General features: G+C 65.1%; 12 protein-coding genes, 1 tRNA gene and 1 pseudogene. 10 read left to right on the top strand and 4 right to left on the bottom strand.

What is annotated here, in order from left to right:
- Positions 1-30: 30 nt before the first annotated feature.
- The gene (hisC, locus tag WB785_RS06630; protein ID WP_424077980.1) at positions 31-1,095 is read left to right on the top strand and encodes a histidinol-phosphate transaminase; all 1,065 of its coding nucleotides are present in this window, start codon (positions 31-33) and stop codon (positions 1,093-1,095) included.
- Positions 1,096-1,111: 16 nt separating this feature from the next.
- Positions 1,112-1,579 (top strand): DUF4334 domain-containing protein, encoded by a 468-nt coding sequence (locus WB785_RS06625; protein ID WP_424077978.1) that lies wholly within the window; start codon positions 1,112-1,114, stop codon positions 1,577-1,579.
- Here WB785_RS06625 and WB785_RS06620 read toward each other — a convergent pair.
- Positions 1,576-2,169 carry a TIGR03086 family metal-binding protein gene (locus WB785_RS06620; RefSeq protein ID WP_424077977.1) on the bottom strand — a complete coding sequence of 198 codons (594 nt, stop codon included), beginning with the start codon at positions 2,167-2,169 and terminating at the stop codon, positions 1,576-1,578. The two genes, WB785_RS06625 and WB785_RS06620, sit on opposite strands and share 4 nt — an antisense overlap.
- A 23-nt stretch (positions 2,170-2,192) precedes the next feature.
- Here WB785_RS06620 and WB785_RS06615 point away from each other — a divergent pair, with 23 nt between their 5' ends.
- From WB785_RS06615 to WB785_RS06600, 4 genes are all read left to right on the top strand, one after another.
- Positions 2,193-3,017 carry a crotonase/enoyl-CoA hydratase family protein gene (locus WB785_RS06615; protein ID WP_424077976.1) on the top strand — a complete coding sequence of 275 codons (825 nt, stop codon included), beginning with the start codon at positions 2,193-2,195 and terminating at the stop codon, positions 3,015-3,017.
- Positions 3,018-3,054: 37 nt separating this feature from the next.
- Positions 3,055-3,243 (top strand): hypothetical protein, encoded by a 189-nt coding sequence (locus tag WB785_RS06610; RefSeq protein ID WP_424077975.1) that lies wholly within the window; start codon positions 3,055-3,057, stop codon positions 3,241-3,243.
- A 204-nt stretch (positions 3,244-3,447) separates the two neighbouring features.
- Positions 3,448-4,698, top strand: coding sequence for a lipase LipE (gene lipE, locus WB785_RS06605; RefSeq protein ID WP_424077974.1), 1,251 nt, complete (start codon positions 3,448-3,450; stop codon positions 4,696-4,698).
- A 103-nt stretch (positions 4,699-4,801) separates the two neighbouring features.
- A complete protein-coding gene (locus tag WB785_RS06600; RefSeq protein WP_424077983.1) occupies positions 4,802-5,674 on the top strand; it encodes a cyclopropane mycolic acid synthase family methyltransferase in 873 nt (290 codons plus the stop codon).
- A gap of 9 nt (positions 5,675-5,683) precedes the next feature.
- On the opposite strand, the gene WB785_RS06595 is transcribed toward WB785_RS06600, so the two are convergent.
- Positions 5,684-5,770, bottom strand: a tRNA-Ser gene (locus WB785_RS06595).
- Positions 5,771-5,789: 19 nt separating this feature from the next.
- Positions 5,790-6,293, bottom strand: coding sequence for a MarR family winged helix-turn-helix transcriptional regulator (locus WB785_RS06590; RefSeq protein WP_424077973.1), 504 nt, complete (start codon positions 6,291-6,293; stop codon positions 5,790-5,792).
- Positions 6,294-6,371: 78 nt separating this feature from the next.
- On the opposite strand from WB785_RS06590, the gene WB785_RS06585 reads away from it, so the two are divergent.
- Positions 6,372-7,349 carry an NAD(P)H-quinone oxidoreductase gene (locus WB785_RS06585; protein ID WP_424077971.1) on the top strand — a complete coding sequence of 326 codons (978 nt, stop codon included), beginning with the start codon at positions 6,372-6,374 and terminating at the stop codon, positions 7,347-7,349.
- Positions 7,350-7,428: 79 nt separating this feature from the next.
- Here the strand turns inward: WB785_RS06585 and WB785_RS06580 are convergent, their stop codons facing one another.
- Positions 7,429-8,625, bottom strand: coding sequence for a cysteine desulfurase-like protein (locus WB785_RS06580; protein WP_424077970.1), 1,197 nt, complete (start codon positions 8,623-8,625; stop codon positions 7,429-7,431).
- A 110-nt stretch (positions 8,626-8,735) separates the two neighbouring features.
- Between WB785_RS06580 and WB785_RS06575 the strand changes: the two genes are divergently transcribed.
- The 3 genes and pseudogenes from WB785_RS06575 to WB785_RS06565 all read left to right on the top strand — a co-directional run.
- Entirely contained in the window at positions 8,736-10,697 is a 1,962-nt protein-coding gene (locus WB785_RS06575; protein ID WP_424077969.1) for a DUF6541 family protein, read from the top strand.
- A gap of 78 nt (positions 10,698-10,775) precedes the next feature.
- The gene (locus WB785_RS06570; RefSeq protein ID WP_424077981.1) at positions 10,776-11,237 is read left to right on the top strand and encodes a bacterial proteasome activator family protein; all 462 of its coding nucleotides are present in this window, start codon (positions 10,776-10,778) and stop codon (positions 11,235-11,237) included.
- Between the two features lie 10 nt (positions 11,238-11,247).
- Positions 11,248-11,432 (top strand): annotated as a pseudogene (locus WB785_RS06565) (ABC transporter ATP-binding protein); the annotation flags it as partial.

Genomic DNA, 11,432 nt, shown 5'->3' with positions numbered 1-11,432 from the left:
GCGTACACAGGTCGGACATATGCTGTCGAAATGACCGCTCGCCTGCGCCCCGAATTGGCTGAGCTGCCAGCCTACGTCGAGGGCAAGACGGTGACGGGTGCGATCAAGCTGGCCAGCAACGAGACGGTCCACGGTCCGTTGCCCGGCGTGCAGGCGGCCATCGACCGGGCGATGAGCATGGTCAACCGGTATCCGGACAACCACAACGCGGAGTTGAAGTCACGGCTCGCGCAGCATCTGAACACCGACACCAGCGCGAGCTTCGCCCCGGAGCACATCGCCGTCGGCGGCGGCTCGGTGAATCTATGCCAGCGGCTCATCCAGGCCACCGCGTCCGTGGGCGACGAGGTGCTCTACGGCTGGCGCAGCTTCGAGATGTACCCGTTGCAGGTGCGGGTCGCCGGCGCCGTCCCGATCGAGGTGCCGCTGCGCGACGAGACTTTCGACCTGTACGCGATGCTCGCGGCGGTCACCGACCGCACCCGGCTGATCTTCGTGTGCAACCCGAACAACCCGACGTCGACGGTGGTCGACCCTCAGGCGCTGCTCTCGTTCGTCGAAGCAGTGCCGTCGGACATCTTGATCGCGATCGACGAAGCCTACGTCGAATACATCCGCGACAACATGGCGCCCGACACCCTCGCGTTGGTTCGCTCGTACAGCAATGTTGTTGTGCTGCGGACGTTTTCGAAGGCCTACGGACTCGCCGGCCTACGGGTGGGCTATGCGGTCGGAGATCCAGAAGTGATCACGGCCCTGAACAAGGTTGCGGTTCCGTTCACCACGACCAACGTTTCGCAGGCCGCCGCGATCGCCTCGCTGGAAGCCGCCGACGAACTGCTCGCCCGCACCGACGCAGTGGTCGCCGAACGCACCCGGGTCAGCGAAACGCTGCGCGGCGCCGGGTATACCGTGCCGGCGTCGCAGGCGAACTTCATTTGGCTGCCACTGCAGATGCGCACCCTTGACTTCGTGGAACAGGCGGCCGACGCCCGGATTGTGGTCCGCCCGTATGGCACCGAAGGCGTCCGGGTCACCATCGGCGCCCCGGAGGAAAACGACGCCCTACTGCACTTCGCAACTGGCTGGATCTAGATCAAAGGAGATCGTGATGAGTGATGCCTTGGCCCGCAAGAAGTTCACCGAGTTCAAGGAGCGCTCCGGCGATTTCACCGACGCCGAGCTCGACGACTACTGGGCGAGCCTGCAGCCGGCCACCATCGACGGCATGCTCGGCGAGTGGAAGGGCGGCGAGTTCGTCACCGGCCACCGGATGAACGGTCAACTCGAGAAGTCGCGCTGGTTCGGCAAGACTTTCAACTCGCCGACCGATGTGAAGCCGTTGGTGTGTCTTGACGAAGACGGGAACCGGTTCTCCAACGTCAAGATGGGAAAGGGCGAAGCCAGCCTGTGGCTGGAGGAGTTTCGCGGCGAAGTCACCGCGACGATGGTCTACGACGGCCAACCCGTCCACGATCACTTCAAGACGATCGATGACGACGCGGTGATGGGCATCATGAACGGCAAAGGCGTCGTCGATGACGGCAGATACTTCTACTTCTATCTGGAACGGGTCTAGCCCCGGGCCAGGCCCGGATCGCGGCCGGTAAAGGCGATCAGCTGGTCGAGGGCGGATGCGTCGTCGGGTACCGCGACCGGATCGTCGAAGCCCACCGTCGCGCGTGTCTGCGGCGAGATGACTTTCTTGGATAGCCCCAGCACATAGTCGGCCAGCGGCTCGGCGACCTCGATCGGGTGTTTGGTCGCGGCCGCGTAATCCCAAGCGTGGACCAGGAATTCGAGCGACAAGATGCCGACCGCGAACGTGGCAGGCACCTCATTGGGTCCCAAAGCCACGTTGTCGCCGAGGCCGCGGTGGTGCCACGCGTCCAGCGCGGGCCGGGCCGCGGCGATAACCTGGCCCTCCACCGAGTCGCCGGTGTCGCGCTCCGGCAGTTCCGCGCCCGCCGCGCCACCGAGCACGGTGATGGAGTTCATCAGGTGGTCGGTCAGCTGCATCACGTCGTATTCCGAGCATGGGGTGGATTTCGACAGCTCGTCGCGCGAGATCGGATGCAGCACGTGTTGCAGGACGCCCAGCGCCGCTTCTGCGCTGGCCAGCTCATCGGTGGGTGGAGAGTCGGGTCCGGGCCGCAGGTCAGGAGACATGCCGTCAACGGTACGGTCTCGACATGGGCCAGCCGTACGAATCCGTCACTGTCGAAACCAAAGATCACGTCGCGCAGGTGACGTTGATCGGACCCGGCAAGGGCAACGCGATGGGGCCGGCGTTCTGGTCGGAACTACCGGGGCTGTTCGCTGAGCTGGACGCCGACCCCGATGTGCGGGCCATCGTCATCACCGGGTCTGGCCGCAACTTCAGCTACGGCCTGGACCTGCCGGCGATGGGCGGGACGCTGGCCCCGGTGCTGGCCGACGGCGCGTTGGCGGGTCCGCGCACCGACTTCCACGCCGACGTGCTGCGCATGCAAAATACAATCAGCGCCGTCGCCGACTGCCGCACCCCGACGATCGCGTCCGTGCACGGCTGGTGTGTCGGCGGCGGTGTCGACTTGATCTCCGCGGTCGACATTCGCTTCGCGAGCGCCGACGCGAAGTTTTCGGTGCGCGAGGTCAAGCTGGCGATCGTCGCCGACGTGGGCAGCCTGGCCCGGCTGCCGCTGATCCTTTCCGACGGCCACCTGCGCGAACTGGCGCTCACCGGCAAGGACATCGACGCGGCCCGTGCCGAAAAGATCGGCTTGGTCAACGACGTGTTCGCCGACGCCGACGCCACCCTGCAGGCCGCGCACGCCACCGCCGCCGAGATCGCCGCCAACCCGCCGCTGACTGTCCGAGGCATCAAGGATGTCCTTGACCAGCAACGGGTTTCGGCGGTATCGGCGAGTTTGCGCTACGTGGCCGCGTGGAATGCCGCGTTCCTGCCGTCCAAGGATCTGTCCGAGGGCATCTCGGCGACGTTCGCCAAGCGTCCGCCACAGTTCACCGGGGAATAACACGATTGCGCATGAGCGCAAGGGGTAACTCTCGGGTATGGCTACCTACCGAGTAATCAACCCGCACGGCGACGTCGTCGACACCAAGGACATCGAGAGCGCCGCCGACGCGCACGCGTGGTTCGTAGACGCCAAGGCCGACAACTCCGAACTCGGCTGGCGGATGGAAGTCGAGGTCGACGGCGACTGGCGATTCTTCGACGACACGGAGGGCGACCGAGCCTGACCGCTTCTGGCTCATCGGCACAGCAGTCCCCGTCAGCTGGGGGCCAACCGGTTTTGCAGAAGAAGCCGTATGCGATATCAGAGGTTGGTGGTGATATCGCATACGCCGCGAAACGCAGAGCCACTGCACCCTCACCTGCGGAGACTGCTGAGGCTAATGTGACTCACGGCCAGGCCGGCCGTGCCTGCACGTACCCTCGCATGCATGACCGACCAGGGTGACTCGCAGGGCAGGATCCGCGTCCCGGCCGACCTGGACGCCGTCACCGCGGTCGGCGACGAAGACCACTGCGAGATCGACCCCGCGGCCGTCGAACGGATCTGGCAGGCCGCCCGGCACTGGTATGAGGCGGGGATGCACCCGGCAATCCAGGTGTGCCTGCGCCACAACGGCAAGGTCGTGCTCAACCGCGCGATCGGCCATGGCTGGGGCAACGCGCCCACCGACTCACCGGATGCCGAGAAGATCCCGGTGAAGACGGACACGCCGTTCTGCACTTACTCATCGGCCAAAGCGATCACGGCGACCGTCGCGCACATGCTTGTCGAACGCGGGGCCTTCTCCCTCGACGATCGGGTTTGCGAGTACTTGCCCACCTACACCAGCCACGGCAAGGACCGCACCACGATCCGGCACGTGATGACGCACAGCGCCGGAGTTCCTTTTGCCACCGGACCGAAGCCAGACCTCAAACGGGCGGACGACCACGAATACGCGCAGGAGCAGCTCGCCAAGCTGCGGCCGCTGTATCGGCCGGGGCGGATACATATCTACCACGCGTTGACGTGGGGCCCGCTGATGCGCGAGATCATTTATGCCGCCACCGGCAAAGACATCCGTGAGATACTGGCCACCGAAATCCTCGACCCGCTGGGCTTTCGCTGGACCAATTTCGGTGTCGCAGAACAGGATCTCTCCATGGTTGCGCCTAGCCACGCCACCGGCAGGCAACTACCCGCCCCGATCGCGGCGGCCTTTCGCAGGGCGATCGGCGGAACGATGCACCAGATCATCCCGCTCACCAACACACCGATGTTTCTCACCACCGTGGTGCCGTCGTCCAACACGGTATCCACCGCCGACGAGATGTCCCGGTTTGCCGAAATATGGCGTCGCGGAGGCGAACTCGACGGTGTCCAGGTGATGCGCCCGGAAACGCTGCATGCCGCGGTGCGCGAATGCCGCCGTCTACGACCGGATTTCGCGACCGGCCTGGCCCCAGCCCGCTGGGGCACGGGCTTCCAGCTAGGCACGAATAGGTTTGGCCCCTTCGGCCGCAACGCGCCTGCGGCCTTCGGTCACCTCGGGTTGGTCAACATCGCGATCTGGGCCGATCCCGAGCGCAGGCTGGCGGCGGGTGTGGTGAGCAGCGGCAAACCGGGCCGAGACCCAGAAGTCAGGCGTTACACCGCGCTGGTGGATCGCATCGCGGCCGAGATACCGCGCGCCCAATAGACACAGATCGGTCGCGATTACGTCATTAGTCGGCACTCGTCTAGCATGTCCCACGCACGTTTGGCTCTGATTCGGGGACTGTAAACAGATGGGTAGCTTGTCGATGTCGCGTGAAACCAGCAATTTGACACCGGATTACGAAACGTCTCAGTCGATCTACGACGTATCCGACGATTTTTTCGCGTTGTTTTTGGGTCCGACGATGGGCTACACCTGCGCTTATTTCGATCGCGACGACATGTCTCTCGACGAGGCGCAGGTCGCGAAATTCGACCTGGCGCTGGGCAAGCTGAACCTCGAGCCCGGTATGACGTTGCTCGACGTCGGATGCGGGTGGGGCGGTGCGTTGGAGCTGGCGTTGCAGAAATACGACGTCAACGTCATCGGCATCACGCTGAGCCGCAACCAGCACCAGTACGCGACCGAGCGCCTGGCCAAGGTGTCGACGTCACGATCGGTCGAGGTGCGGCTGCAGGGCTGGGAGGAGTTCGACACCCCGGTGGACCGCATCGTGAGCATCGGAGCTTTCGAAGCGTTCACGAAGCAGCGCTACCCCGCGTTCTTCGAAACGGCGTATCGCGTGCTGCCCGCGGACGGCCGGATGCTGCTGCACACCATCCTGGGACATCCGCAAAGCTACTTCGCGCCGCACGGGATCAAGATCACGATGAACGATCTGCGGTTCATGCGGTTCATCGGGCAGGAGATCTTCCCCGGTGGCGAGTTGCCCGCGGATGACGACGTGGTGCAGTTCGCGACCGCGGCCGGTTTCGGCGTCGAGCGGGTTCACCTGCTGCGGCCGCACTACGCGCGCACGCTGGACATGTGGGCGGCCAACCTAGTGGCCCGGCGCGACGAGGCGATCGACATCACGTCAGAGACCGTCTACGAGCGTTACCTGCGTTATCTGACCGGATGCGCGGATTTCTTCCGCCGCGACATCACCAACGTCGGACAGTTCACTTTGGTCAAGTAGCGCAAAAAGCGGTGGCGGAGGGATTTGAACCCCCGGACGGTTTTAGCCGTCTCTCGCTTTCAAGGCGAGTGCATTAGGCCGCTCTGCCACGCCACCGCCGACAAGGGTAACGGTGTCAGGTCTTCGAAGCCCCATCGGAACATTTCAGCGCAACGCTGATCCGTCGGCAGTTCTCCCCCATCGCGGCGATCTGCGAACGTGACAGCTGGCCGAGGAAATAGGTTCGCACACTTTGGGCATAGGTCACCATGGCCTGCCTGGCCGCCGTCCGGCCTTCGTCGGTGATGGCCGCGACGACCCCGCGCCGGTCATCCGGGCTGGCCTCCCGGCGCACCAAGCCCTGCATCTCCAGGCGGCGGATCTGACGGGTCAGCCGGCTCGGCAGCGACGGCAGCGCCTCGGCCAGATCGCCCATCCGGGCACAGCCGGAAGGCGCGTTGTCCAAGATGTCCAGCACCCGCACATCGAACAGCGACAACTGATGCGCATCGGTGAGTTGACGGTTGAGCGTGGCGTACAAACGCAGGGTGGAGTCCAAGAAGTTCTGCCACGACTTCTGCTCGGCGATATCCAGCCCGGGCATCACACTGGCTGTCCGGCCGGCAATCAGGGCCGCCATTACGTCATGCTATGCGACACAGGGCTTTTGAAAAAGCCTTTGGAGCAGTCGGAATCCGCAGGTAGTAGCGTGTCGAACATGCATGCCATCGTCGCTGAATCCGCCGATCAACTCCTGTGGCAACAAGTCCCCAATGCCGCGCCGGGCCACGGCGAGGTGCTCGTCAAAGTCCGCGCCGCCGGCGTCAACCGGGCCGACCTGTTGCAGGCCGCCGGCCACTACCCGCCGCCACCGGGCGCCAGCGAGTTGCTCGGCATGGAGGTCTCCGGCGTCGTCGAGGCACTTGGTGAGGAGGTCAGCAACTGGTCGCCCGGGCAAGAGGTATGCGCATTGCTGGCGGGGGGCGGCTACGCCGAATACGTCGCTGTTCCCGCCGGTCAGCTAATGCCGATTCCGCCCGGCGTCGACCTGCGCGACGCCGCCGGGTTACCGGAAGTGGCGTGCACGGTCTGGTCGAATCTGGTGTTGACGGCTCATCTGAGCAAAGACCAGCTGCTCCTGATCCACGGCGGCGCCAGCGGGGTGGGAACCCATGCCATCCAGATCGCCCGGGTATTGGGTGCCCGGGTGGCGGTCACCGCGGGATCCGCGCCCAAGCTCGAACTGTGCCGCGACCTGGGCGCCGAAATCACGATCGCCTACCACGACGAGGACTTCGTCGCGAAGGTGCATGAGGCGACCGACGGCGCCGGCGCCGACGTGATCCTGGACATCATGGGCGCGGCGTATTTGGACCGCAACCTCGACGCACTGGCCAGCGACGGTCAGCTGATCGTGATCGGGATGCAAGGTGGCGTCAAAGGCGAACTCAACCTGGGCAAGCTGGTCGGCAAACGGTTACGCGTGATCGGGACCGCCCTGCGCGGTCGGCCGGTAACCGGTCCCAGCGGCAAGAGCGCGATCGTCGAGGCGGTGACGACCTCGGTCTGGCCGATGATCGCCGACGGCCGGGTCCGGCCGGTCATCGGCGCGCACATACCGATCCAGCAGGCCGGCGAGGCTCATCGACTGTTGTCGTCGGGTCAGGTGACCGGAAAGATTGTGCTGACGGTTTAACGATGGCAGCCGAGTGGCCAGTTATGACACGCAAAAACGGCAATAACGCCCAATAAGTGGCCACTCGACGCCGTGGTTTTTAGCCCAAAGATGCCAGGGCGCGCACCAGCTGGTCGACCTCGGCCATCGTCGAGTAGTGCGACAGCCCGACGGTCACCGCTCCGCCGACGTCGTTGACACCGATCACGTCGAGCACTCGCGAGCTCGCGTTGGAGATCGCCAGAATTCCGTTGTCGGCCAACCGTTGCACCACCCGTTCGGCCGGCACCTCGTTGACGGCGAAACTGACCACGGGTATCCGGGCCTCGGGCCGGGCGATCACCACCACCAACGGCAGCGAACGCAGTGAGCTCATCAGGTATTCGAAGATCCTGTCCATGTAGGACATCGCCGACTGCATTGAGGTCGCGAGTCTTTCGCGTCGCGTGCCGCGCGCCGACTCGTCCAGTGACGCAAGGTATTCGATACTCGCGACGAACCCGGCCAGCAGACCGAATTGGTGCACCCCGACTTCCAGACGCCCCGATCCGGTGGCGTGCGGGTTCGTCGACACCGAAGCGAAGGTGTTGATCATCGCCGGGTCGCGGAACACCAACGCCCCGATCGGCGGACCGCCCCACCCGGCGGCGTTGACGGCCACTACGTCGGCGTCGATTTCGGAAATGTCGACCAGACGGTACGGCGCGGCGGCGGAATGGTCGACGACAACAACCCCGCCGACGTCATGAATCAGCTTGGTCACCGGACGCAGATCGGTGATGGTGCCCAGCGTCCCCGACGCCGACGTCACCGCGGCCAGACGTGTCGACTGCCCGATCAGGCTCTCCCACTGCCACGGCGGCAGCTCGCCGGTCTCGATGTCGACCTCAGCCCATTTCACCTTGGCGCCGAACCGGTTTGCTGCGCGCAGCCACGGCGCGATGTTCGCTTCGTCGTCCAGCCGGGTGACGACCATCTCGTAGCCGAGACCGGCGCGGGTCGACGACGCGTCGGCTAACGATGACAGCAACACCGCGCGATCGGCGCCCAGCACTACTGCGCGCGGGTCGGCGTTGACCAAGTCTGCGGCGGCCTGGCGAGCCGCTTCCAGCACGGCGGCGCTGCGCTTGGCCGCCGGATGCGGGCCGGTGGTGCTGGGGAATGATCCACGGAACGCAGTCGAGACGGTGGTCGCCACCGAGTCGGGGATCAGCATCCCCGACGGCGCGTCGAAGTGCACCCAACCGTCCCCGAGCGACGGGTGTAATCCCCGCACCCGGGCGACGTCGTATGCCATGCCAGCCACCTTAGAGCTATGCGCAATAAGCCAAACCGTGACGGTAGCGAGGCGCCCAGATGCGTCCCCGCCCTGCCGAGCCAGGTCACCCGGCCAGCCATACTAGTCCAGTGGGGCTGTGGATCGGAACGCTGATCGGATTGTTTTTGCTGATCGCGCCGGGGGCAATCGTCGCACGAATCACCCAGCTAACTTGGCCGGTCGCCATCGCGGTTGGCCCGGCGCTGACTTACGGTGTGGTGGCTCTGGCGATCATCCCGTTCGGCGCGCTCGGAATCCCTTGGAACGGTTGGACAGCGCTGATCGCGCTGGCCGCGGTGTGCCTGCTGATGACGGGTTTGCAGCCGCTGATGGCCCGCTACCGCGACACCGAGGCCGCAACCCCAGCGATCAGCGGCTGGCCCGCGCTGACCGTCGCCGCGGGCGTGCTGCTGGGTGGCTTGCTGATCATGTGGGCGGCCTATCGCGGCATCACGCATTGGCAGTCCATCCCCAGTACCTGGGATGCGATGTGGCATGCGAACGAGGTGCGCTTCATCCTTGACACCGGCCAGGCGTCGTCCACCCACATGGGCGAGCTGCGCAACGTCGAAACCCACCAACCTCTGTACTACCCGTCGGTGTTTCACGCGCTGACCGCGGTGTTCTGTCAGCTCACCGGATCGGCACCGACGACCGGCTACACCGTGAGCTCGGTGGCGGCCTCGGTTTGGCTGTTTCCATCCAGCGCCGCGACGCTCACCTGGTTTCTGCTCAGGCCCATCAGCAGCCAATGGCTCGTCGCCGGCGCGACCGCCACGTCGGCGGCGATGTCGGCGTCGTTCACCTCGGTGCCCTACGTCGAGTTCGGCGTCGCCGCGATGCCCAACCTGTCGGCCTACGGGGTCGCGATCCCGACGTTTGCCTTGATCACCTCGACGCTGCGGAACCGCGACCGTATCCCGGCCGCGGTGCTGGCTTTGGTGGGTGTGCTGTCGGTACACCTAACCGGCGGGTTCGTCGTCATCTTGTTCCTGTTGGCCTGGTGGCTGTTCGACGCGTGCTGGCATCCGGTGCGCGGACGGCGGGGCGACCTGCTGATCCTGGCGATGGTGGCGGCGCCGACGGCGCTGATCCTGGCGCCACAGTTCATCGGGGTGGCGCACCAGGCCGACATCATCGCCGGGCACGCGTTCCCCAGCTTCAAGAGCGTCAAGCAAGGCGTCATCGATGCGCTGCTGCTGCACACCCGTCACCTCAACGATTTCCCAATCCAATACGCCCTGATCGTGTTGAGCGCGATCGGCATGGTGATCCTGCTGTACAAGCGAATCTGGTGGCCACCGGCGGTTTGGGCGGTGCTGACGGTCGCGACGATCTACTCGGGGGCGCCGTTTCACAACCCGCTCGGCGCTGCCATCGAAGGGTTCAGTCAGTTCTTCTACAACGATCCACGACGGCTGACGGCCGTGGTCACCATGCTCGTCACGCCATGGGCGGGGATCGCGGTGTTCGCCATCGTCCTGGCAGTGGTCGCCTTGGCCAAACGCCTCGTGCGACTGCCCGCGCCGGTGTGGATGTCGGCCACGGTGGTCTTGCTGATGGCCAGCACAGTGCTGACCGCTCGCCACTACTTGTATCGACACCTGGTGCTGTTCGGCGACAAATACGACTCGGTGATCATCAATCAAAAGGACCTCGACGCGATGGCGTTCCTGGCCACGCTGCCGGGTGCCCGGACCACGCTGATCGGCGACTCGAATGTCGACGGCACCGCCTGGATGTACGCGGTGGCCGACCTGCACCCGCTGTGGACCCACTACGACTTCCCCCAGCAAACCGGCCCGGGCTACAACCGGTTCATTTTTTGGTCCGCTGCCGATCACGATCACGATCCGCGGGTAGCCGAGGCAGTGCGGGCGCTCAATATTCGCTACATCTTGACCAGCGCTCCAACGGTTCGCGGGTTCAAGGTGCCCGACGGGCTAGTGTCAATAGACAAATCGACGTCGTGGGAGAAGATCTACGACAACGGTGGTGCCTGGATCTACGAGTGGCTGGGCCCACAGCGCGCCCCACTACCCAAAGCGTGAGCGGCAAGGAGAGTGACTGGATTGAGTAACGGCAACGACGACGACGACATCGAAATCATCGGTGGCCTGGACCCGCGCATGTTGGCGGCCGCGCAAGATGACGATTCCGATGACCGGTCACTGACCGACTTAGTCGAGCAGCCGGCCAAGGTGATGCGGATCGGCACGATGATCAAACAGCTGCTCGAGGAGGTGCGCGCCGCGCCGCTCGACGACGCCAGCCGCAACCGGTTGCGCGAGATCCACGCCACCAGCATCCGCGAACTCGAAGAAGGGCTGGCCCCCGAACTGCGTGAGGAACTCGACCGGCTCACTCTGCCGTTCACCGAGGGCGCCGTCCCGTCGGATTCCGAACTGCGCATCGCCCAGGCGCAGCTCGTCGGCTGGCTGGAAGGTCTGTTCCACGGAATCCAGACCGCGCTGTTCGCCCAGCAGATGGCCGCCCGCGCGCAGCTCGAGCAGATGCGCCAGGGCGCGCTACCCCCGGGGGTCGGCAGGTCCGGCGGCCCCGGTGGCCACGGCACCGGGCAATACCTCTAGGCGACAACCGGTGACGCAAGCTGGTCCATACATCGAGACGCGTGATGCGTGGGTGGAGTTCCCCATCTTCGACGCCAAATCGCGCTCGCTGAAGAAGACCTTCCTGGGCGGCACGATCGGGCGCAACGACTCCAATGTGGTAGTCATCGAGGCGTTGCGGGACATCACGATGTCGCTGAAGCTCGGCGACCGGGT

The sequence above is a fragment of the Mycobacterium sp. genome (genome assembly GCF_049585075.1).
Classification (GTDB): Bacteria; Actinomycetota; Actinomycetes; order Mycobacteriales; family Mycobacteriaceae; genus Mycobacterium.
This window is presented reverse-complemented; position numbering and strand designations above follow the sequence as displayed.